Here is a 20,109-nt window from a genome sequence, read left to right as displayed (position 1 = left end):
GTTCGATCAGCCGACGATATTGACGAGACGGCCGGGCACGACGATGACCTTCTTCGCCGGGCGGCCTTCCAGGAACTTTACCGCGGCCTCGTTGGCGAGGGCGGCCGCTTCGATGACGTCCTTCGGTGCATCGGCGGCCACGCGGACCGAGCCGCGCAGCTTGCCGTTCACCTGGAGCATCAGCTCGACTTCGTCCTGCACCAGCGCGGCTTCGAGGGGCTCGGGCCAGGTGGCGCGGAGGATGTCGTCGCCGTAACCCAGCTCGGCCCACAGGGCGTGGCTGATGTGCGGGGTAAGCGGCGAGAGCACGCGCAGCAGGATGCCGAAGCACTCCTCGATCACCTCGGCGGCGAGGGCGCCTTCGCGCGGAGCCTTTTCGAGGGCGTTGAGCATCTTCATCGTGGCGGAGGCCACGGTGTTGAACTGCTGCTTGCCCAGATCGTAGTTGGCCTGCTTGAGGAGCAGGTGGATCTCGCGGCGGAAGGCGGCCAGGGCTTCCGGCAGCTTGGTGCCGGCGAGCTGGCGCTGGGCACCGATCTGCGGACGGATCTCGCTGCCGAAGACGTGGCCGAAGCTCCACACCCGCTTGAGGAAGCGGTAGGCGCCTTCGACGCCGGCGTCGGACCATTCGAGGGTCTGCTCGGGCGGGGCGGCGAACATCATGAAGAAGCGCGCGGTGTCTGCGCCGTACTGCTCGATCAGGGCCTGCGGGTCCACGCCGTTGTTCTTGGACTTGGACATGGTGGTGAGCTCGTGCTCGAGCACCGTGCCGTCCTTCTTGAGCGTGGCGCCGGTGATCTGGCCCTTGGCATCCTTCTGGATGTCGATCTCGCTTTCCCAGAAGTAGTTCTTGCCGCCGCCTTCGGGCTTGTGGAAGAAGGCGTTGTTGAGCACCATGCCCTGGGTGAGCAGGTGGGCGAAGGGCTCGCGGTATTCGACGAGGCCGAGATCGCGCATGACCTTGGTCCAGAAGCGCGAATACAGTAGGTGCAGGATCGCGTGCTCGATGCCGCCAATGTACTGGTCGACGGTCATCCAGTAGTTGGTCTCGTCGTCGACCATCTTGTCGGCGCCGAACTTGGTGGCGTAGCGCGCGTAGTACCAGGACGAATCCACGAAGGTGTCCATGGTGTCGGTCTCGCGACGGGCCGGCTTGCCGCACTTGGGACAATCGACGTGCAGGAAGTCTTCGCGCTTGTGCAGCGGGTTGCCGGAGCCGTCCGGCACGCAGTCTTCGGGCAGCACCACCGGCAGCTGGTCGTCGGGCACGGGCACCGCGCCGCAGCTGTCGCAGTGGATGATGGGGATCGGGCAGCCCCAGTAACGCTGGCGGGAGATGCCCCAGTCGCGCAGGCGCCATTGCACCTTCTTCTCGCCGATTTCCTGGGCGGCGAGGTCGGCGGCGATGGCATCGACCGCGGCCTGATAGCCGAGACCGTCGTACTTGCCGGAATTGACGCAGACACCGTCCTTGCTGCCGTACCACTCCTGCCAGGCGTCCAGCGAGTAGGGCTTGTCGCCCAGCGCCACGACCTGCTCGATGGCGATGCCGTACTTCCTGGCGAAGGCGAAGTCACGCTCGTCGTGGGCGGGCACGCCCATCACGGCGCCGTCGCCGTAGCTCATCAGCACGTAGTTGCCGACCCACACCTCGACCTGCTTGCCGGTGAGCGGATGGGTGACGTAGAGGCCGGTGGGCAGGCCTTCCTTCTCCATCGTGGCCATGTCGGCTTCCATCACCGAGCCGTGCTTGCACTTCTCGATGAAGGCGGCGAGGCCCGGGTTGGATTTGGCGGCGTGCAGCGCCAGCGGGTGCTCGGCGGCCACGGCGCAGAAGGTGACGCCCATGATGGTGTCGGCGCGGGTGGTGAACACCCACAGCTTGCCGTCGCCGATCGGGCCGGCTTCGTCGGCGATGTCGTGCTTGAAGGCGAAACGCACGCCAGTGCTCTTGCCGATCCAGTTGGCCTGCATCAGCTTGACACGCTCGGGCCAGCCGCCAAGCTGGTCGAGATCGCCGAGCAGCTCGTCGGCGTAGTCGGTGATCTTGAGGTAGTAGCCAGGGATCTCGCGCTTCTCGACCACCGCGCCGGTGCGCCAGCCGCGGCCGTCGATGACCTGCTCGTTGGCGAGCACGGTCTGGTCCACCGGATCCCAGTTGACGACCTGGGTCTTGCGCTCGGCGATGCCCTTTTCAAGCATGCGCAGGAAGATCCACTGGTTCCACTTGTAGTACTCGGGCGTGCAGGTGGCCAGCTCGCGGCTCCAGTCGATGGCAAAGCCGAGCGACTTGAGCTGCTGCTTCATGTAGGCGATGTTGTCGTAGGTCCACTTGGCGGGCGGCACCTGGTTCTTGATCGCGGCGTTTTCGGCGGGCAGGCCGAAGGCGTCCCAGCCCATGGGCTGCAGGACGTTGAAGCCCTTCATCTTGTGGAAGCGGGACAGGACATCGCCGATCGTGTAGTTGCGCACATGGCCCATGTGCAGCTTGCCCGAGGGGTAGGGGAACATCGACAGGCAGTAGTACTTCGGCCTGGACGCGTCGGCGGAGACGCGGAAGGCGGCGCTGTCGTCCCAATACTGTTGGGCGGCACGTTCGATGTCGGCGGGGAGGTATTTGTCCTGCATTTTTTCCTGCATCGGCGGGGAAGATCGAAGAGAATGTCGCGCTACGCGTGGCAGGCCGGGTTGGGCGTGGTGTTGCGGGCGGACCGAAACCGCGCATTATAAACGGCTCTGGCGAAGCCCGCTTCGGGATGCTCAACGCCTTGATGTCACGAGATAATTCTGGCCGGCATGGGGCTACCCCGCATGCCACGAAACAAACCCTCTGCTACAATCGGCATCCCGCATTGCAACATTTTCCCATGTCCGAGCCACTTGTACGACTTGAAAACGTGCGCTTCGCCTACGGCGAGCGGGCGATCCTGCGCGACATTTCCATGTCGATCCCGCGGGGCAAGGTCGTGGCCATCATGGGGGGCAGCGGCAGCGGCAAGACGACCCTGCTGCGTCTCATCGGCGGGCAGGAAAAAGCCTGCGGCGGGCGCGTCACGGTGGATGGGCAGGATGTGGCCGGCCTTGGGCGCGATGCGCTCTACGCCATGCGCCGGCGGATGGGCATGCTGTTCCAGTTTGGCGCGCTGTTCACCGACATGACGGTCTTCGACAACGTGGCCTTTCCGCTGCGCGAGCACACCGATCTGTCGCCTGAGCTCATCAACGATCTGGTGCTCATGAAGCTCCACGCGGTCGGCCTGCGCGGCGCGGCGCGGCTGATGCCCGGCGAGCTCTCCGGCGGCATGGCGCGCCGGGTTGCGCTGGCCCGGACGATCGCCCTCGACCCCATGCTGCTGATGTACGACGAGCCCTTCACCGGCCTCGATCCGATCTCCCTCGGCGTGATCGGCCAGCTGATCCGGCGCCTCAACGATGCCCTCGGGGCGAGTTCGGTGATCGTCACCCACGACATCCACGAATCCCTGCAGATCGTCGATTACATCTACTTCATCTCGGAAGGCCGCGTGGTGGCGGAGGGCACGCCCGACGACATCCGGCAATCCACCGATCCCTTCGTGCATCAGTTCGTCAACGCCGAGGCGGACGGGCCGGTGCCTTTCCACTATCCGGCCGGCGATTACGCCACGGCCCTGACCGGAGGTGCAGCCTGATGGGCGGGGTGTTCCGCAAGCTTGGCAGCATGGCCATCAATGGCGTGTGGCAGATCGGCTTCATCGCCCGCTTCCTGTGGCTGATCCTGGTGTATTCGGGACAGTCGTTTACGCGACTTCACCTGACCATCCGCGAGCTGTATTTCAGCGGCGTGCTGTCGCTGCTGATCATCTTGGTGTCGGGCCTGTTCGTCGGGCTGGTGCTGGGACTGCAGGGCTATGAAATCCTCCAGCGCTACGGCTCCACCGAGGCGATGGGCACGCTCGTCGCGCTCTCCCTGCTGCGCGAGCTCGGGCCGGTGGTGGCCGGGCTGCTGTTCGCCAGCCGCGCCGGTTCGGCCGTCACCGCCGAGATCGGCCTGATGAAGGTCACCGAGCAGCTGAAGGCGATGGACATGATGGCGGTAAGCCCGATCGCCCGGGTCGTCGCGCCGCGCTTCTGGGGTGGGGTGATCTCGATGCCGCTGCTGGCGGCGCTGTTCTCGACGATGGGCATCTTCGGCGGCTGGCTGATCGGGGTCGTCTTCATCGGCGTCGACCACGGCGCCTTCTGGGGCCAGATGCAGTCCGCGGTGGATTTCCAGTACGACGTGCTCAATGGCGTCTACAAGAGTTGCGCCTTTGGCGTGGCGGTGGCGCTGATCGCCGTCTTTGAAGGTTACGACTGCGTGCCGACCGCCGAGGGTGTGTCCCGGGCGATCACGCGGACGGTGGTGAGTTCGGCGCTGGCGATCCTGGCGCTCGATTTTGTGATGACGTCTTTCATGTTCAGAGGTCTATGATGAGTCGCACGACGCTCGATCTGTGGGTCGGGGTTTTCGTGGCGATGGGTATCGCCGCGCTGCTGTTCCTGGCGCTGAAGGTTGGCAGCATTTCCGGCTCCGAGATCCAGTCGCCCTATACCCTGCGTGCCAATTTCGACAACATCGGCGGGCTCAAGCTGCGCGCGCCGGTCAAGAGCTCCGGCGTGGTGGTCGGGCGGGTCGAGCAGATCCGCTACGACAATGAACGCTTTCAGGCCGAGGTGGTCTTTACGGTGGATGGGCGCTACAAGTTCCCGACCGACACCTTCGCCAACATTCTCACCTCCGGCCTGCTCGGCGAGCAGTACCTCGGGCTCGATCCCGGCGGCGAGGAGAAGACTCTGGCACCCGGTGAGGTCATCAAGAAGACCCAGTCGGCCGTTGTGCTTGAAAAGCTGATCAGCCAGTTCATGTTCGGCAAGGCCGAGGGCGATTCCGCTCCGGCCAAGTAGGGCAGAACCGGAACAACGACAGAGAGCGGAGGCGGCCTGGCCAGCCTCCGGAAAAGCCATGAAGAACAGCACACCCGATTCGACCCCCGTGCGGCGCGGCGCCTTGGCGCTGCTGCTGGCCCTCGGCCTTTCGGCCTGCGCCGGCACTGGCGGACATCCCAAGGACCCGCTGGAGCCCCTCAACCGGGCCACCTTCAGCTTCAACGAAACCGCCGACCGCTACGTGATGCGCCCGGTGGCGCAGGTCTACGATCTGGCGCCGCTGCCGGTCAAGGTGGGGGTGGGCAACTTCTTCGGCAACCTGGGTGACTTCTGGATCGGGGTGAACAACCTGCTCCAGGGCAAGTTTGTCGATGGACTGTCGGATGGCGGGCGGCTGCTGATCAACAGCACCGTCGGCATCTTCGGCATCTTCGACATCGCCACCGAAATGGGCCTCGAGAAGCACGACGAGGATCTCGGCCAGACGCTCGGCCGCTGGGGCGTGGGCGATGGCCCCTATCTGGTGCTGCCGCTCCTCGGCCCGAGCAACCTGCGTGACACCGTCGGCCTGGTGGGTGATCTGAACGTTGACCCGATCTGGGGCGTCGAGGACATCGGCGAGCGCAACCGCCTGACGGCCCTGCGCTTTATCAATCGCCGTGCCCAGCTGCTCGGTGCCGACACCACCGCCGATCAGGCCGCCCTCGACAAGTACGGCTACATGCGCAGCTTCTACATCCAGTACCGCCGGAGTCAGGTCTACGATGGCCGCCCGCCGCGGGAAAAGGATGAAGACGACGACTCCGGCGCCGAATGATCCGGATCGCCATCCCCAATACGAACAAGAACACAGAGAACACGCGATGAAGAAAATCTCCTCCCTGATTGCCGCCCTTGTCCTTGGTCTTGGCGTGCAGTTTGCTGCCCTGGCCGACTCCGTCGCCCCGGACGCCCTCGTGAAGGGCGTGACCGACGACGTCATCACCATCGTCCGCCAGGACAAGGCGATCCAGTCCGGCGACACCCGCAAGGCCGTCGAGCTGGTCGAGACCAAGGTGCTGCCGTACTTCGACTTCGCCCACATGACCCGCCTCGCCGTGGGCAAGGACTGGAAGCAGGCCAGCGCCGACCAGAAGGCCCAGCTCACCCAGGAATTCAAAACCCTGCTGGTGCGCACCTACTCCAACGCCCTCACCCAGTACCGCAACCAGCAGATCGACTTCAAGCCCCTCAAGGCCAAGCCCGAAGACACCGACGTGCTGGTCCGCACCGAAGTCCGCCAGGCCGGCGCCAAGCCGGTGCAGATCGACTACAGCCTCGACAAGCAGGGCGACAGCTGGAAGGTCTACGACGTGATGGTGGCCGGCGTCAGCCTCGTCACCAACTACCGCGACAGCTTTGGCCAGGAAGTGCGCGCCGGCGGCATCGACGGCCTGATCAAGTCCCTCAAGGACAAGAACAAGCAGCTCGAAACCACGGTCTCTGCCAAGAAATGATCCGCGAAGACGGCGCCCGGCTGACCCTCGAAGGTCCGCTCACCCTTGCCACCGTCGCGCCGCTGGGCGAGGCGGGGCGGGCGCTCGTGGCCGCGGCCGACCGGGTTGTCGACCTGGCCGCCGTCACCCAGGTGGATTCGGCCGCGCTGGCCCTCTTGCTCAGCTGGACGCGGGCAGCCCGTGGCGCCGGCCGGGAGTTCTCCATCACCGGCGCCCCCGCAGCGCTGGTGAGCTTGGCGTCCCTCTACGACGTCGATACCATTCTGCCTCTCGGGCGCTGAGCGCCTCTCCCGGTTTTTTCCATGAGCCCTGCGATCCGCATTGCCGGCGTCACCAAGCGTTTCCGTTCCCTGCAGGCGCTCGCCGGCGTCGACCTGGAGATCGGGCAGGGCGAATTCTTTGGCCTGCTCGGCCCCAATGGCGCGGGCAAGACGACGCTCATCTCCTGTCTCGCGGGCCTGGGCCGGCCCGATACCGGCACCCTCGAAGTGATGGGGCACGACGTGGTGCGCGACTACCGCGCCGCCCGCATGGCCCTCGGCGTGGTGCCTCAGGAGCTGGTCTTCGACCCGTTCTTCTCGGTGCGCGAAATGCTGCGCATCCAGTCCGGCTACTTCGGCCTCAAGCACAACGACGACTGGATCGACGAGATCCTGCACCACCTGGATCTCACTCCCAAGGCCAACGCCAACATGCGGATGCTCTCGGGCGGCATGAAGCGGCGAGCCCTGGTGGCCCAGGCGCTGGTCCATCGCCCGCCGGTGATCGTCCTCGACGAGCCCACCGCTGGCGTCGACGTGGAGCTGCGCCAGGGCCTGTGGCAGTTCATCCGCAAGCTCAACGAGGACGGTCACACCATCGTGCTGACCACCCATTACCTCGAAGAAGCCGAAACCCTGTGCGGCCGCATCGCCATGCTCAAGGCCGGCCGCATCGTCGCCCTCGACACCACCGCCAACCTGCTGCAACGCTTCGCCAGCCACACCCTCACCCTCAGCCTCGCCGCGCCCATCGTGCTGCCGGCGCCGCTGGCGGCGCGGGTTTCCCGGGCCGAAGGCGCCGAGCTTGCCTTCGGTTTCGACAGCTTCGATGAAGTGGCGGGCCTGCTCGAAGGCGTCCGTGCGGCGGGCGGCAACGTCCTCGACATGGCCCTCGGCAAGCCCGACATGGAGCAGGTCTTCGTCGGCATCATGAACCAGAACTAAAACCCGAGCCGACGACCCCATGGAAGGTTTCAAGACCCTGCTCTACAAGGAGTGCCTGCGATTCTGGAAGGTCGGTTTCCAGACCGTCCTGTCGCCGGTGCTCACCGCGGTGCTCTATCTGCTGATCTTCGGGCACGTGCTGGAAGATCACGTCCAGCCCTTCCCGGGCGTCAGCTACACGGCCTTCCTGGTGCCGGGGCTGGTGATGATGACGGTGCTCCAGAACGCCTTCGCCAACAGCTCGTCGTCCCTCATCCAGAGCAAGATCACCGGCAACATCGTGTTCGTGCTGCTGCCGCCGATCTCGTACCGGGAGTTTTACGCCGCCTACGTGATCGCCGCCGTGCTGCGTGGTGCGGCCTGCGGCGTCGGGGTGCTGGCGGTGTCGCTGCCCTTCGTGTCGTTCAACATCGCCCAGCCGGGCTGGATCATCGCCTTCACACTGCTGGGCGGGGCCTTCCTCGGCAGCCTGGGGGTGATCGCCGGCATCTGGGCCGACAAGTTCGACCAGCTCGCCGCCTTCCAGAATTTCCTGATCATGCCGCTGACCATGCTGTCCGGCGTCTTCTACTCGATTCATTCCCTGCCGGCCTTCTGGCAGGGGGTGTCGCATTTCAATCCGTTTTTCTTCATGATTGACGGTTTCCGCTACGGCTTTTTCGGCGCCTCCGACGTGTCGCCGTGGACCAGCATCAGTGTCGTGACCGCCTGCTTCGTCGTGCTCGCAGTCGTCACCCTGCAGATGCTGGCCCGCGGTTACAAGCTGCGCGCCTGAGTTTTTCCAAGGATCAAAAGATGTTTGACGCACGTGAAATCGAACGCCTGATCGTTGCCGGCCTCGACTGTGACTTCCTGCAGATCGAAGGCGATGACGGGGTTCACTTCTCCGGCATCGTCGTGAGCAAGGCTTTCGAGGGCAAGCCCAAGGTCCGCCAGCACCAGGCGGTCTATGCCACCCTCGGCAAGCTGATGGGCAACGAAATCCACGCCCTCCAGCTCAACACCTACACCCCCGCCCAATGGGCCGAATTTCAGAAGGAACTGGGCTGATCGCCCGGACTGTCGATGGATAAACTCTTGATTGCCGGCGGCGCCCGCCTGTCCGGCGAGATCGCCATTTCCGGCGCCAAAAACGCCGCCCTGCCGATCCTCTGTTCCGCGCTGCTGACCACCGAGCCGGTCACCTTCACCAACGTGCCGCGCCTCAACGACATCGGCACGCTGCTGCGCCTCCTCGAGCAGATGGGCGTCAAGGTCACCCGCGATGGCGACACCGTCACCCTCGATGCCGCCGGCGTGAACAACCCGGTCGCCTCTTACGAGATGGTCAAGACGATGCGCGCCTCGATCCTCGTGCTCGGCCCGCTGGTGGCGCGCTTCGGCGAGGCCCGCGTGAGCCTGCCCGGCGGCTGCGCGATCGGCGCCCGTCCCGTCGATCAGCACATCAAGGGCCTGCAGGCCATGGGCGCCGAGGTGAAGGTCGAGCACGGCTACGTGCACGCCAAGGTGCCGCGCCTCAAGGGCGCCCGCATCTTCACCGACATGGTCACCGTCACTGGCACCGAAAACCTGATGATGGCCGCCTGTCTGGCCGACGGTGAGACCGTCATCGAGAACGCCGCCCGCGAACCCGAAGTCGTCGACCTGGCCAACTGTCTGGTGGCGATGGGCGCCCAGATCTCCGGCGCCGGTGGCGACGTGATCCGCATCCGCGGCGTTCAGGCCCTGCACGGCGCCACCTACCGGGTGATGCCGGACCGCATCGAGACTGGCACCTACCTGTGCGCCGCCGCCGTCACCGGGGGCGAAGTGCGCCTCACGCAAACCTCCGGCAGCTATCTCGACGCGGTGATCGACAAGCTGATGGACGCCGGCTGCGAGATCGTCACCGAGCGCGACGCGATCCGCCTCACCGCCCCGGCCCGCCTCAACGCCGTGAGCCTGCGCACCGCGCCGTACCCGGCTTTCCCCACCGACATGCAGGCCCAGTTCATGGCCCTCAACGCGGTGGCCGAAGGTACCGCGGTGATCCGCGAGACCATCTTCGAGAACCGCTTCATGCACGCGGTCGAGCTGCAGCGCTTGGGCGCCGACATCAAGATCGACGGCAACACCGCCTTCGTGAAGGGCGTGGCCAGCCTGCAGGGCGCCACCGTGATGGCGACCGACCTGCGCGCTTCCGCCAGCCTGATCATCGCCGGCCTGGTGGCCGAGGGCGAGACCACCGTCGAGCGCATCTACCACCTGGATCGCGGCTACGAAAAGCTCGAAGCCAAGCTCGCGGCGCTGGGCGCCAACGTCCGCCGCCTGAGCTGACCGGCCAGCCCGCCGTGGAAGCGTGGATCGTTTCGCTGGCGGGCTCCAATCCGGTGTTCTCCGGCGGGCTCGCCCTGGGCCTGCTGGGGGCGGTGGTGTACTGGTTGAAGGATGCGCTGCCGGCCACGGCGGTCTTCCTCAGCCGCTACATCGTCTCCACCGTCACCGTCGACAACCGGGACGAGATCCTCTTCCCGACTGTCGTCGAATACATGCACGCCCGCGACGTGCTGCGCCGGATCAACCAGTTCACCGTGCGCGCGGTGAAGGAATCCGACGCCTATCAAAGCCTCGCCGACGACCTGCGCCAGGGCGTGCGGCCGCGGGCCTTTTTGTCGCCGGCCGAGGGCTTCCACATCTTCTGGCTGGACGGCCGGCTGATGTGGATGAAGCGCGAGGTGAGCGTCGGCCAGACGATCTTCGAGAAGATCACCCTGTCGTGCTTCGGGCGCGACAAGTCGGTGCTGGAAGGCTTCATCCATGCCGCCATCGAAGAGCGCGTGGCGCGCGAGCTCGACAAGATCGCCATCTACATCCCCAACCCTTACACCCACGGCGACTGGTCGCGGGCGCGGCTGGGCAACAACCGCCGGCTGGCGTCCATCATCCTGAAGGCCGGGCAGACCGAGCAGATCCTTGCCGATCTCGGCCGCTTTTTCGCCGACAAGGCGCGCTACGACGACCTGGGCATCCCGTGGCGGCGCGGCTACCTGCTGTACGGCGCGCCGGGCACCGGCAAGACCTCGCTGGTCACCGCGCTGGCCTCCGAGATGCGGCTCAACGTGTGCAGCCTGTCGCTCGCCGCCTCGGGCATCACCGACGACAAGATCGGCAGCCTGCTCGCCAGCGTGCCGCCGCGTTCGATCATCCTCATCGAGGACGTGGACGCCTTCTTCCGCCAGCGCGAGCAGCAGAGCCAGCAGGTCAAGCTGTCGTTCTCGGGCTTCCTCAACGCGCTCGATGGCGTCGCGGCGCACGAGGGTTCGGTGGTCTTCATGACCACCAATCACCCGGAAACCCTCGACGAAGCGCTGGTGCGATCGGGCCGGATCGACTTCCGGATGGAACTCGGCCCCTGCGACCGGCATCAACTGGCGGGGATGTTCCGCAAGTTCCACGACGACCCGGCGCTGGCCGAGGCCTTTGCCGCCGCGCTGCCCGAAGGCGCGCTGTCGCCGGCGGCGGTGCAGGAGCGGCTGCTCAAGGCCCGCAGCCCTGCCGAGGCCTTTGTCCGCTTCGATCTGCCGGTGCCCGCAGGGCTTGCCGGCGCTGCGGTAACGGCGGCCGACTGACGGCCACCCCCGCGATCGGCTAAAATCACTTTTTGCTCAGACAGATCATCACCTTGAACGGCATCACGCTTGCCCTTTCGAAGGGCCGAATCTTCGAAGAAACCCTGCCGCTGCTTGCCGCCGCAGGGATCACGCCGACCGACAACCCCGAGACGTCGCGCAAGCTCATCATCGGCACCAACCGGCCCGACGTGCGCCTCGTCATCGTGCGCGCCACCGACACGCCGACCTACGTCCAGTACGGCGCCGCCGACCTCGGCATTGCCGGCAAGGACGTGCTGATCGAGCACGGCGGCGCCGGCCTGTACCAGCCGCTGGACTTGAACATCGCCAAGTGCCGGCTGTGCGTGGCGGTGCCCAAGGAGTTCGACTACGCCGCGGCGGTCAAGCGCGGTGCGCGCATCCGCGTCGCCACCAAGTACGTCAATGCCGCCAAGGCGCACTTTGCCGCCAAGGGCATGCACGTGGACCTCATCAAGCTCTACGGCTCGATGGAGCTCGCGCCGCTGGTCGGCCTCGCCGACGCGATCGTCGATCTGGTCTCCACCGGCGGCACCCTCAAGGCCAACAACCTGGTCGAGGTCGAGGACATCATGCCCATCAGCTCCCGGCTGGTGGTCAACCAGGCCTCCCTCAAGCTGAAACGCGAACTCATCCAGCCCGTGCTGGAAGCCTTTGCCGGAGCCATCAAGCCATGAGCGAGCAGATCCGCCGCCTTTCGTCCGCCGAACCCGGCTTTGCCGCCACCCTCGACGCCCTGCTGACCTTCGAGGGCAGCACCGATGCGGCCATCGAACAGGCCGTCGCCGACATCCTCGCCGCGGTGCGCAAGGACGGCGACGCGGCGGTGGTCGAATTCACCCGTCGCTTCGATCACCTCGACGTGGCCGACATGGCGGCGCTCGAACTGCCCCGCGCCGAGCTCGACGCGGCACTGGCCGGTCTGCCCGCCGAGCAGCGCGCCGCGCTGGAAGCCGCCGCCGCCCGCGTGCGCAGCTACCACGAGCGCCAGCGCATCGAATCCTGGAGCTACACCGAAGACGACCCCGCCATGCAGGGCACGCGCCTCGGCCAGCAGGTCACCCCGCTGGACCGCGTCGGCCTGTACGTGCCGGGCGGCCGCGCGTCCTACCCCAGCTCGGTGCTGATGAACGCCATCCCGGCCAAGGTTGCGGGCGTGGGCGAGCTGATCATGGTCGTGCCCACCCCGCGTGGCGAGAAGAACCCGCTGGTGCTGGCCGCCGCGGCGATCACCGGCGTCGACCGCGTGTTCACCATCGGGGGCGCCCAGGCCGTGGCCGCGCTGGCCTACGGCACCGCGACGATTCCCCAGGTGGACAAGATCGTCGGCCCCGGCAACGCCTACGTGGCGAGCGCCAAGCGCCGGGTGTTCGGCACCGTCGGCATCGACATGGTCGCCGGCCCGTCCGAAGTGCTGATCATCTCCGACGGTTCCGGCAACCCGGACTGGGTGGCGATGGATCTTTTCGCCCAGGCCGAACACGACGATCTCGCCCAGTCCATCCTGCTATGCACCGACGAAGCCTTCATCGGTCGCGTCGAGGCCAGCATCGCCAAACTGCTGCCCGAGATGCCCCGCCGCGACACCATCGCCACGTCGCTCAAGAACCGCGGCGCGCTGGTGCGGGTGCGTGATCTGGCGGAAGCCTGCGAGATCGCCAACCGGATCGCCCCGGAGCACCTGGAGCTTTCGCTGGCCGAGCCCGGCCCGTGGGTCGAGAAGATCCGCCACGCCGGCGCCATCTTCATCGGCCACCACTCGGTCGAGGCCTTGGGCGACTACTGCGCCGGCCCCAACCACGTGCTGCCCACCATGCGCAGCGCGCGCTTCTCGAGCCCGCTGGGCGTGTATGACTTCCAGAAGCGCACCAGCCTCATCGAGGTGTCGGAAGTCGGCGCCCAGACCCTGGGCAAGGTCGCTTCGATCCTCGCCCACGGCGAAGGCCTGCAGGCCCATGCCCGCTCGGCGGAGATGCGCCTGAAGGGTTGAAATCCTCTGCTTTCGGTTGCGTAAATCATTCAGAAAATTTGAATGATCCGTGCGCTGGAGGTACAGCACCCAACAAAAAGCCGCGCCCTTGAGCGCGGCTTTTTGTTGCCCGAAAGGCGCCGGATCAGCCGAGGATGGCCTTCAGCGCATCCACCAGCAGCGCGCACTGTTCGTCGGTGCCCACCGTGATGCGCAGGAACTGGTCGATCCGCGCCGCCTTGAAGTGTCGCACGATGATGCTGCGCTCGCGCAGGCGGGCCGACAGCGCGGCCGCGTCGTGGCCCGGATGGCGGGCGAACACGAAGTTGGCGGCCGAGGGCAGCACCTCGAAGCCCAGCCCGGCCAGATCGGCGGCGAGCTGTTCGCGGCTGGCGATCACCTTGCGGCGGGTTTCGTCGAACCACGCCTCGTCGTCCATCGCGGCGCTGGCGCCCACCAGTGCGAGGCGATCGAGCGGGTAGGAGTTGAAGCTGTCCTTGACGCGGGTGAGGGCCTCGATCAGCTCCGGCTGGCCGATCGCAAAGCCCACCCGCAGGCCGGCCAGCGAGCGCGACTTGGACAAGGTTTGCGTGACCAGGATGTTCGGGAAACGACGGACCAGCGCCACCGCGGTGGGGATCACATCGAGCCCGCCGAAATCCACGTAGGCCTCGTCGATCACGATGGGCGCATCCGGCAGTGCGGCGGCGAGGCGCTCGACCTCGGCCAGTGGCAGCAGGCGGCCGGTGGGGGCGTTGGGGTTCGGGAAGATCACCGCGCCGGCATCGCCCGCGAGGTAATCATCGACGCGGATCGAGAAGTCGTCGGCCAGCGGCACGGCACGGTAGTCGATCCCGTACAGCCCGCAGTACACCGGGTAGAAGCTGTAGGTGATGTCCGGGAAGAGCAGCGGCTTGTCGTGCTTGAGCAACGCCTGGAAGGTGTGGGCCAGCACCTCGTCGGAGCTGTTGCCCACGAACACCCACTCGGCCGGCACGTCGAAATGGCGGGCGACGGCAGCCTTCAGCTGGCTCCCGAGGGGATCGGGGTAGAGCTTCAGGCGATCGGCGTCGGCGCCCAGTTCGGCGTGGATGGCGGCCAGCACGCGGGGGCTGGGCGGGTAGGGGTTTTCGTTGGTGTTGAGCTTGACCAGGTTGGCGAGCTTGGGCTGCTCGCCCGGAACATACGGGGTCAGGCCGTGAACGACGGGGCTCCAGAAGCGGCTCATGGCGATCGACTCGGGCGGCGGTTTGCGCCGCAAGGGACGGTGAAAACGCTAAATGCTATCATGGCCGTTCTCATTACTTCGTTTCGACCGTTTCTCCTGGAAAACCCCCAATGCGGCAAGCCGAAATCTCCCGCGACACTCTCGAGACCAAGATCCGGGTCAAGATCAACCTGGACGGTTCGGGCAACAGCCAGCTCAACACCGGCATCGGTTTCTTCGACCACATGCTCGACCAGATCGCCCGTCACGGCGCCTTCGATCTCGAGATCGAATCCGTCGGTGACCTGCACATCGACGGCCATCACACCGTGGAAGACGTGGGCATCACCCTCGGCCAGGCCTTTGCGAAGGCGGTCGGCGACAAGAAGGGCCTGACCCGCTACGGCCACGCCTACGTGCCGCTCGATGAAGCCCTCTCCCGCGTGGTGGTCGATCTGTCCGGCCGCCCGGGGCTGGAGTTCGACATTCCCTTCACCGCCGCGATGATCGGCGCCCTCGACACCCAGCTGGTGTATGAATTCTTCCAGGGCTTCGTCAATCACGCCGGCGTCAGCCTGCACATCGACAACCTCAAGGGCCGCAACGCGCATCACCAGTGCGAGACCGCCTTCAAGGCCTTCGGTCGCGCGCTGCGCATGGCGGTGACGCCCGACCCGCGCCAGGCCGGCGTGGTGCCGTCCACCAAGGGGGCCCTGTGATGAGCAAGGTCGCCATCATCGATTACGGCATGGGCAACCTGCGTTCGGTGGCCAAGGCCATCGAGCACGTCGCCACTGGTGCCACTGTCGTCGTCACTGCCGATCCGGCCGAAGTGCTGTCGGCGGATCGCGTCGTCTTCCCGGGCCAGGGCGCGATGCCCGACTGCATGCGCGAGCTCGACGCTCGCAACCTGCGTCCGGCCGTGCTCGAAGCCGCGCGGAACAAGCCCTTCCTGGGCATCTGCATCGGCCAGCAGATGCTCTTCGATCACAGCGAAGAGGGCAATGTGCCCGGCCTCGGCATCTTCAAGGGTGAAGTGCGGCGCTTTCCGGCCGACAGGATGGTGGCCGCCGATGGCGCCCGCCTCAAGGTGCCCCACATGGGCTGGAACGAAGTCTGGCAGAAGCAGGCTCACCCCCTGTGGGCCGGCATCCCCGACGGCGCGCGTTTCTACTACGTGCACAGCTACTACGTCGATCCCGCCGATCCGGCCATCGTCGCTGCGACCACCGACTACGGCATCCCCTTTACCGGGGCGGTAGCGCAGGCTAATATCTTCGCCATCCAGTTCCACCCGGAAAAGAGCGCCCAGGCAGGTCTGCAGCTGCTGTCCAACTTCATGTCCTGGAAGCCCTGAATCGCTCCCCATGGGTAGTCAAATCCATCCCGTCGTTCCGTTCCCTCCCCTCCCTTACCGCACTTCTTCCTATGCTGCTGATTCCCGCCATCGACCTCAAGGACGGTCACTGCGTGCGCCTTAAGCAAGGCGAAATGGATGCCGCCACGGTCTTCTCCGAAGACCCGCGTGCCATGGCCCGTCACTGGGTCGAGCAGGGCGCCCGGCGCCTGCATCTGGTGGACCTCAACGGCGCCTTTGCCGGCAAGCCGAAGAACGAAGCCGCCATCAAGTCGATTCTCGAGGAAGTCGGTGACGAGATCCCCGTCCAGCTGGGCGGCGGCATCCGCGACCTCGACACCATCGAGCGCTACCTCGACGCGGGCCTCACCTACGTGATCATCGGCACCGCCGCGGTCAAGAACCCGGGTTTCCTGCACGACGCCTGCAGCGCCTTCGCCGGCCACATCATCGTCGGCCTCGACGCGAAGGACGGCAAGGTGGCGGTGGATGGCTGGTCCAAGCTCACCGGCCACGATGTCGTCGACCTCGCCAAGAAGTTCGAGGACTACGGCGTCGAAGGCGTGATCTACACCGACATCGGCCGCGACGGCATGCTCTCTGGCGTGAACATCGAAGCCACCGTCAAGCTGGCCCAGGCCCTGCGCATCCCCGTCATCGCCAGCGGCGGCATCGCCACCCTGACCGACGTGGAAGCCCTGTGTGCCGTCGAATCCGAAGGCGTGGCCGGGGCCATCACCGGCCGTGCGATCTACGAAGGCACCCTCGATTTCGGCGCAGCCCAGGCCCGCGCCGACGCCCTCAACGGGGCCGCCTGATCCATGCTCGCCAAACGCATCATCCCCTGCCTCGATGTGAACGCCGGCCGTGTGGTCAAGGGCGTCAATTTCCTTGAGCTGCGGGATGCCGGCGATCCGGTCGAGGTCGCCCGTCGCTACGACGAGCAGGGCGCCGACGAGATCACCTTCCTCGACATCACCGCCAGCTCCGACGACCGCAACATCATCCTGCACGTGGTCGAGCAGGTGGCCGAGCAGGTCTTCATCCCCCTCACCGTCGGTGGTGGCGTGCGCACCGTCGATGACGTGCGGCGCCTCCTTAATGCCGGCGCCGACAAGGTCAGCATCAACACCGCCGCGGTCAATAACCCGCAGGTAGTGGCCGACGCCGCCCACAAGGTGGGCAGCCAGTGCATCGTCGTCGCCATCGACGCCAAGCAGGTTGCACCGGGCAAATGGGAAGTCTTCACCCATGGCGGGCGCAACCGCACCGGCCTGGATGCCGTCGAGTGGGCGCAGAAGGTGGCCGAGCTCGGTGCTGGCGAGATCCTCCTCACCAGCATGGACCGCGACGGCACCAAGAACGGTTTCGACCTGGGCCTCACCCGCGCCGTGTCCGACGCGATCTCGATCCCGGTCATCGCCAGCGGCGGCGTGGGCAGTCTCGATCACCTCGCCGACGGCGTCACCCTGGGCCGTGCGGATGCCGTACTGGCCGCCAGCATCTTCCACTTCGGCGACCACACGGTGCGCGAAGCCAAGGAGCTGATGCGCGCCCGCGGCATCGAGGTGCGTCTGTGAGCGCCGCGCCTGGTTCCAACGCCTGGCTGGATGAACTCACCTGGGACAAGGACGGCCTGATCCCCGCCATCGCCCAGGATGCCGAAACCGGCGACGTGCTGATGTTCGCCTGGATGAACCGCGACGCCCTGGCGCGCACGGTCGAGACCGGCGAGGCTGTCTATTTTTCAAGATCCCGCGGCAAGCTGTGGCACAAGGGCGAGGAGTCCGGCCACACCCAGAAGATCCGCGAGATCCGCATCGATTGCGACAACGACGTGGTGCTTCTGAAGATCGAGCAGGTGGGCGGCATTGCCTGTCACACCGGGCGGCGCAGCTGCTTCTTCCAGAGGTACCTCGCCGACGGCCGCTGGGAGGCCGTTGATCCGGTTCTGAAAGACCCGAAGGAGATTTACAAATGATCGATATCGAAGTGCTGCACCGGGTGTCCGAGACCCTGGCTTCCCGCAAGGACGCGAGTCCCGAGTCGTCCTACGTTTCCGGCCTGTTCCACAAGGGCACCGACGCCATCTGCAAGAAGGTCGCCGAAGAGGCCGCCGAAACCATCATGGCCGCCAAGGACAAGGATCTGCTGCATGTGGTCTGGGAGGTCACCGACGTGTGGTTCCACACCATGATCCTGCTGCATCACTTTGGCTTGTCGGTAGACGACGTGCTCGCCGAGTTCCGCCGTCGCGAAGGCGTGTCGGGCATCGACGAGAAGAAGGCCCGGACTGCAAACTGACGAAAACCGGTAAGGATTCCCATGCAGGATTGCCTGTTCTGCCGTATCGTTCGCGGCGAGATTCCCGCCGCGAAAGTCTATGAAGACGAAGAAGTCCTGGCTTTCCGGGATATTCAGCCGCAGCGGCCTGTCCACGTGCTGGTGATCCCGAAACGGCACATCACCTCGCTGGCGCACGCTACCGAGGCTGATATCCCCGTGCTGGGGCGGATGCTCGCAGTGGCCAACCAGATTGCCGTCGATCAAGGAAGTACCGACGGCTTTCGGTCCATCATTAACACAGGCCGCGTCGGCGGGCAGGAAGTCATGCATGTGCACATGCACATCGTAGGCGGGCAGGAGCCGGTCGGGCCGATGCTTAAACGGTAGTTTTCCAGGAGATTCAAATGGGTTCCTTCAGCATTTGGCATTGGCTGATTGTTCTGGTCATCGTCATGCTCGTGTTTGGCACGAAGAAGCTGCGCAACATCGGCCAGGATCTGGGCGGTGCGGTCAAGGGCTTCAAGGACGGCATGCGCGAAGCCGAGGGCGACGCGAGCCAGAAGATCGCCGATGGTGGCAAGCAGACCATCGACGCGGAAGCCCGGGACAAGAGCAAGTCCTGATTCCTGGCCCGCAGCCGGCGCGGAAGGGGCGCTATCCAGCCGCCCCTTTTTCGTTTCTGGTGCCGGCTCTCCGGGTTGTTTTGATAAGTTAGGCGAAGCGGATGTTCGATATCGGTTTTTCCGAACTCGTGGTCATCGGGATCGTGGCCCTTCTGGTGCTCGGCCCCGAGCGCCTGCCCAAGGTGGCGCGTACCACGGGTCACCTTCTGGGGCGCCTGCAGCGGTATGTCTCCGACGTGAAGTCGGACATCAACCGCGAGATGCAGCTCGACGAGCTCAAGCGTCTGCAGGAAGAGGCCCGTACCTCGGCGATGGCCTTCGAGTCGTCGGTGCGCAGCGAGATCGCGGGCGTGGAGAGCAGCGTCAATGCCTCCGTGGCGTCGGCTTCGTCGGCGGTGGCCGATCTCGAGAAGAGCCTGACGTCGTCGGCCGACGCAGCGCCCGTCGAGGCGCACGACACCGCTGCTGCGCAACTGGACCGTCAGCTTGCCGAGGCGGACGCCCATGCCGGGCCGATGCCATCGTTCGCAACGACGCCACCGGGCGAGCCTGCCGCCGCGCCTCCCGGGCCCGCTGCCCCGGAGCCCCAGCTGGGGTTCGATTTCGTCCCGCCTGCTGACTCCAAGAATCCCAAGTCATGAGCGCCCAGGAAGATACCTTCATTTCCCACCTCGTCGAACTGCGCGACCGCCTGCTGCGGGCGGTGGTGGCGGTGGTGGTGGTGTTCGTCTGCCTGATGCCCTGGGCCGGCGACATCTACGACATCCTGGCCCAACCGATGATGCAGGCCTTGCCCGAAGGCACGCGGATGATCGCCACAGGCGTCGTCACACCCTTCTTCGTGCCGATGAAGGTCACCCTGCTGGTGGCCTTCGTGATCGCGCTGCCTTTCGTGCTTTACCAGGCCTGGTGCTTCATCGCGCCCGGCCTCTACGCCCACGAAAAGCGCCTGGGCCTGCCGCTGGTGGTGGGGAGCACCATCCTGTTCCTGGCGGGGATGGCCTTCTGCTATTTCTTCGTGTTCGGGACGGTGTTCAAGTTCATCGCCCAGTTTGCGCCCAAGAGCATCACTCCGGCGCCGGACATCGAGCAGTACCTGGCCTTCGTGATGTCCATGTTCCTGGCCTTCGGCATCACCTTCGAAGTGCCGGTGTTCGTGATCGTGCTGACCAAGATGGGCATCGTCGATGTGGCCAAGCTGAAGGAAGCGCGGCCTTACGTGATCGTCGGCGCCTTCGTGATCGCCGCAGTGGTGACGCCGCCGGATGTGGTCTCCCAGCTGATGCTGGCGATCCCCATGTGCCTGCTCTACGAGCTGGGCATCTTCCTGGCGCGCTTCGTCACCAAACGCCAGCCAGAGGCGGTGGCCGAGTAGGCCAGACAACAACAGCAAAGGGCGCCGTAGCGCCCCGTTTGCATGACAGAAAGG

Annotated in this window: 25 protein-coding genes; 23 read left to right on the top strand and 2 right to left on the bottom strand. The window is 65.7% G+C overall.

Translation table 11 applies throughout. From position 1 onward, the window contains the following. Positions 1-6: 6 nt before the first annotated feature. Positions 7-2,628 carry a leucine--tRNA ligase gene (gene leuS, locus QQK25_RS01745; protein ID WP_284186458.1) on the bottom strand — a complete coding sequence of 874 codons (2,622 nt, stop codon included), beginning with the start codon at positions 2,626-2,628 and terminating at the stop codon, positions 7-9. Between the two features lie 239 nt (positions 2,629-2,867). Between leuS and QQK25_RS01740 the strand changes: the two genes are divergently transcribed. The 13 genes from QQK25_RS01740 to hisD are packed head-to-tail and all read left to right on the top strand — an operon-like array spanning position 2,868 to position 13,228. Then, positions 2,868-3,671 carry an ABC transporter ATP-binding protein gene (locus QQK25_RS01740; protein WP_284186457.1) on the top strand — a complete coding sequence of 268 codons (804 nt, stop codon included), beginning with the start codon at positions 2,868-2,870 and terminating at the stop codon, positions 3,669-3,671. Next, the gene (gene mlaE / locus QQK25_RS01735) at positions 3,671-4,453 is read left to right on the top strand and encodes a lipid asymmetry maintenance ABC transporter permease subunit MlaE (RefSeq protein ID WP_284186456.1); all 783 of its coding nucleotides are present in this window, start codon (positions 3,671-3,673) and stop codon (positions 4,451-4,453) included. Before QQK25_RS01740 ends, mlaE begins: the two co-directional genes overlap by 1 nt. Continuing rightward, a complete protein-coding gene (gene mlaD, locus QQK25_RS01730) occupies positions 4,453-4,926 on the top strand; it encodes an outer membrane lipid asymmetry maintenance protein MlaD (RefSeq protein ID WP_153162384.1) in 474 nt (157 codons plus the stop codon). The genes mlaE and mlaD overlap by 1 nt, the downstream gene beginning before the upstream one ends. Positions 4,927-4,984: 58 nt before the next feature. Further along, positions 4,985-5,725: an MlaA family lipoprotein gene (locus tag QQK25_RS01725; protein ID WP_284186455.1), complete on the top strand. Its 741-nt coding sequence runs from the start codon at positions 4,985-4,987 to the stop codon at positions 5,723-5,725. 46 nt (positions 5,726-5,771) lie between these two features. Then, entirely contained in the window at positions 5,772-6,404 is a 633-nt protein-coding gene (locus QQK25_RS01720; protein ID WP_284186454.1) for an MlaC/ttg2D family ABC transporter substrate-binding protein, read from the top strand. Beyond that, a complete protein-coding gene (locus QQK25_RS01715; protein WP_284186453.1) occupies positions 6,401-6,685 on the top strand; it encodes an STAS domain-containing protein in 285 nt (94 codons plus the stop codon). The genes QQK25_RS01720 and QQK25_RS01715 overlap by 4 nt, the downstream gene beginning before the upstream one ends. Positions 6,686-6,706: 21 nt before the next feature. Continuing rightward, on the top strand, positions 6,707-7,609 hold the full coding sequence (locus QQK25_RS01710) for an ABC transporter ATP-binding protein (protein ID WP_284186452.1): 903 nt from the start codon (positions 6,707-6,709) through the stop codon (positions 7,607-7,609). A 19-nt stretch (positions 7,610-7,628) separates the two neighbouring features. Next, positions 7,629-8,384 carry an ABC transporter permease gene (locus QQK25_RS01705; RefSeq protein WP_153162379.1) on the top strand — a complete coding sequence of 252 codons (756 nt, stop codon included), beginning with the start codon at positions 7,629-7,631 and terminating at the stop codon, positions 8,382-8,384. A gap of 20 nt (positions 8,385-8,404) precedes the next feature. Next, on the top strand, positions 8,405-8,659 hold the full coding sequence (locus QQK25_RS01700) for a BolA family protein (protein ID WP_284186451.1): 255 nt from the start codon (positions 8,405-8,407) through the stop codon (positions 8,657-8,659). 15 nt (positions 8,660-8,674) lie between these two features. Beyond that, positions 8,675-9,925 carry a UDP-N-acetylglucosamine 1-carboxyvinyltransferase gene (gene murA, locus QQK25_RS01695; RefSeq protein WP_284186450.1) on the top strand — a complete coding sequence of 417 codons (1,251 nt, stop codon included), beginning with the start codon at positions 8,675-8,677 and terminating at the stop codon, positions 9,923-9,925. A 14-nt stretch (positions 9,926-9,939) separates the two neighbouring features. Then, a complete protein-coding gene (locus QQK25_RS01690; protein WP_284186449.1) occupies positions 9,940-11,217 on the top strand; it encodes a BCS1 and AAA domain-containing protein in 1,278 nt (425 codons plus the stop codon). A 53-nt stretch (positions 11,218-11,270) separates the two neighbouring features. After that, positions 11,271-11,915, top strand: coding sequence for an ATP phosphoribosyltransferase (hisG, locus tag QQK25_RS01685; protein WP_153162375.1), 645 nt, complete (start codon positions 11,271-11,273; stop codon positions 11,913-11,915). Then, entirely contained in the window at positions 11,912-13,228 is a 1,317-nt protein-coding gene (gene hisD / locus QQK25_RS01680) for a histidinol dehydrogenase (protein ID WP_284186448.1), read from the top strand. The genes hisG and hisD overlap by 4 nt, the downstream gene beginning before the upstream one ends. Positions 13,229-13,352: 124 nt before the next feature. Here the strand turns inward: hisD and hisC are convergent, their stop codons facing one another. Continuing rightward, positions 13,353-14,435 carry a histidinol-phosphate transaminase gene (gene hisC, locus QQK25_RS01675; RefSeq protein WP_284186447.1) on the bottom strand — a complete coding sequence of 361 codons (1,083 nt, stop codon included), beginning with the start codon at positions 14,433-14,435 and terminating at the stop codon, positions 13,353-13,355. A 110-nt stretch (positions 14,436-14,545) separates the two neighbouring features. Here hisC and hisB point away from each other — a divergent pair, with 110 nt between their 5' ends. The 10 genes from hisB (at position 14,546) to tatC (ending at position 20,055) form a co-directional block, all read left to right on the top strand. After that, a complete protein-coding gene (hisB, locus tag QQK25_RS01670) occupies positions 14,546-15,133 on the top strand; it encodes an imidazoleglycerol-phosphate dehydratase HisB (protein WP_153162372.1) in 588 nt (195 codons plus the stop codon). Further along, a complete protein-coding gene (hisH, locus tag QQK25_RS01665) occupies positions 15,133-15,771 on the top strand; it encodes an imidazole glycerol phosphate synthase subunit HisH (RefSeq protein ID WP_284186446.1) in 639 nt (212 codons plus the stop codon). Before hisB ends, hisH begins: the two co-directional genes overlap by 1 nt. Before the next feature lie 71 nt (positions 15,772-15,842). After that, positions 15,843-16,589 (top strand): 1-(5-phosphoribosyl)-5-[(5-phosphoribosylamino)methylideneamino]imidazole-4-carboxamide isomerase, encoded by a 747-nt coding sequence (hisA, locus tag QQK25_RS01660; protein WP_284186445.1) that lies wholly within the window; start codon positions 15,843-15,845, stop codon positions 16,587-16,589. 3 nt (positions 16,590-16,592) lie between these two features. Then, positions 16,593-17,351, top strand: a complete 759-nt coding sequence (gene hisF / locus QQK25_RS01655; protein WP_153162369.1) for an imidazole glycerol phosphate synthase subunit HisF — start codon at positions 16,593-16,595, stop codon at positions 17,349-17,351. After that, complete coding sequence (hisI, locus tag QQK25_RS01650) at positions 17,348-17,752, top strand: phosphoribosyl-AMP cyclohydrolase (protein ID WP_153162368.1); 405 nt, start codon at positions 17,348-17,350, stop codon at positions 17,750-17,752. The genes hisF and hisI overlap by 4 nt, the downstream gene beginning before the upstream one ends. Then, the gene (locus QQK25_RS01645) at positions 17,749-18,075 is read left to right on the top strand and encodes a phosphoribosyl-ATP diphosphatase (protein ID WP_153162367.1); all 327 of its coding nucleotides are present in this window, start codon (positions 17,749-17,751) and stop codon (positions 18,073-18,075) included. The genes hisI and QQK25_RS01645 overlap by 4 nt, the downstream gene beginning before the upstream one ends. 21 nt (positions 18,076-18,096) lie before the next feature. Further along, positions 18,097-18,444, top strand: a complete 348-nt coding sequence (locus QQK25_RS01640; protein WP_153162366.1) for a histidine triad nucleotide-binding protein — start codon at positions 18,097-18,099, stop codon at positions 18,442-18,444. A 17-nt stretch (positions 18,445-18,461) separates the two neighbouring features. Beyond that, positions 18,462-18,680 (top strand): Sec-independent protein translocase subunit TatA, encoded by a 219-nt coding sequence (gene tatA / locus QQK25_RS01635; protein WP_153162365.1) that lies wholly within the window; start codon positions 18,462-18,464, stop codon positions 18,678-18,680. Positions 18,681-18,781: 101 nt separating this feature from the next. Next, positions 18,782-19,321: a Sec-independent protein translocase protein TatB gene (tatB, locus tag QQK25_RS01630; RefSeq protein ID WP_284186444.1), complete on the top strand. Its 540-nt coding sequence runs from the start codon at positions 18,782-18,784 to the stop codon at positions 19,319-19,321. Beyond that, entirely contained in the window at positions 19,318-20,055 is a 738-nt protein-coding gene (tatC, locus tag QQK25_RS01625) for a twin-arginine translocase subunit TatC (protein WP_284186443.1), read from the top strand. The genes tatB and tatC overlap by 4 nt, the downstream gene beginning before the upstream one ends. Positions 20,056-20,109 lie beyond the last annotated feature (54 nt).

This window comes from Zoogloea oryzae (assembly GCF_030161255.1).
In the GTDB taxonomy this organism is placed as follows: Bacteria; Pseudomonadota; Gammaproteobacteria; order Burkholderiales; family Rhodocyclaceae; genus Zoogloea; species Zoogloea oryzae.
The sequence above is the reverse complement of the archived record's forward strand: the minus strand, read 5'-3'. Positions and strand labels throughout refer to the sequence as shown.

What these genes read in the sequence shown, in the direction of transcription:
- leuS (WP_284186458.1), bottom strand. Translation starts at nt 2,628, where the DNA reads ATGCAGGACAAATACCTCCCCGCCGACATCGAACGTGCCGCCCAACAG.
- QQK25_RS01740 (WP_284186457.1), top strand. Translation starts at nt 2,868, where the DNA reads ATGTCCGAGCCACTTGTACGACTTGAAAACGTGCGCTTCGCCTACGGC.
- mlaE (WP_284186456.1), top strand. Translation starts at nt 3,671, where the DNA reads ATGGGCGGGGTGTTCCGCAAGCTTGGCAGCATGGCCATCAATGGCGTG.
- mlaD (WP_153162384.1), top strand. Translation starts at nt 4,453, where the DNA reads ATGAGTCGCACGACGCTCGATCTGTGGGTCGGGGTTTTCGTGGCGATG.
- QQK25_RS01725 (WP_284186455.1), top strand. Translation starts at nt 4,985, where the DNA reads ATGAAGAACAGCACACCCGATTCGACCCCCGTGCGGCGCGGCGCCTTG.
- QQK25_RS01720 (WP_284186454.1), top strand. Translation starts at nt 5,772, where the DNA reads ATGAAGAAAATCTCCTCCCTGATTGCCGCCCTTGTCCTTGGTCTTGGC.
- QQK25_RS01715 (WP_284186453.1), top strand. Translation starts at nt 6,401, where the DNA reads ATGATCCGCGAAGACGGCGCCCGGCTGACCCTCGAAGGTCCGCTCACC.
- QQK25_RS01710 (WP_284186452.1), top strand. Translation starts at nt 6,707, where the DNA reads ATGAGCCCTGCGATCCGCATTGCCGGCGTCACCAAGCGTTTCCGTTCC.
- QQK25_RS01705 (WP_153162379.1), top strand. Translation starts at nt 7,629, where the DNA reads ATGGAAGGTTTCAAGACCCTGCTCTACAAGGAGTGCCTGCGATTCTGG.
- QQK25_RS01700 (WP_284186451.1), top strand. Translation starts at nt 8,405, where the DNA reads ATGTTTGACGCACGTGAAATCGAACGCCTGATCGTTGCCGGCCTCGAC.
- murA (WP_284186450.1), top strand. Translation starts at nt 8,675, where the DNA reads ATGGATAAACTCTTGATTGCCGGCGGCGCCCGCCTGTCCGGCGAGATC.
- hisD (WP_284186448.1), top strand. Translation starts at nt 11,912, where the DNA reads ATGAGCGAGCAGATCCGCCGCCTTTCGTCCGCCGAACCCGGCTTTGCC.
- hisC (WP_284186447.1), bottom strand. Translation starts at nt 14,435, where the DNA reads ATGAGCCGCTTCTGGAGCCCCGTCGTTCACGGCCTGACCCCGTATGTT.
- hisB (WP_153162372.1), top strand. Translation starts at nt 14,546, where the DNA reads ATGCGGCAAGCCGAAATCTCCCGCGACACTCTCGAGACCAAGATCCGG.
- hisH (WP_284186446.1), top strand. Translation starts at nt 15,133, where the DNA reads ATGAGCAAGGTCGCCATCATCGATTACGGCATGGGCAACCTGCGTTCG.
- hisA (WP_284186445.1), top strand. Translation starts at nt 15,843, where the DNA reads ATGCTGCTGATTCCCGCCATCGACCTCAAGGACGGTCACTGCGTGCGC.
- hisF (WP_153162369.1), top strand. Translation starts at nt 16,593, where the DNA reads ATGCTCGCCAAACGCATCATCCCCTGCCTCGATGTGAACGCCGGCCGT.
- QQK25_RS01645 (WP_153162367.1), top strand. Translation starts at nt 17,749, where the DNA reads ATGATCGATATCGAAGTGCTGCACCGGGTGTCCGAGACCCTGGCTTCC.
- QQK25_RS01640 (WP_153162366.1), top strand. Translation starts at nt 18,097, where the DNA reads ATGCAGGATTGCCTGTTCTGCCGTATCGTTCGCGGCGAGATTCCCGCC.
- tatA (WP_153162365.1), top strand. Translation starts at nt 18,462, where the DNA reads ATGGGTTCCTTCAGCATTTGGCATTGGCTGATTGTTCTGGTCATCGTC.
- tatB (WP_284186444.1), top strand. Translation starts at nt 18,782, where the DNA reads ATGTTCGATATCGGTTTTTCCGAACTCGTGGTCATCGGGATCGTGGCC.
- tatC (WP_284186443.1), top strand. Translation starts at nt 19,318, where the DNA reads ATGAGCGCCCAGGAAGATACCTTCATTTCCCACCTCGTCGAACTGCGC.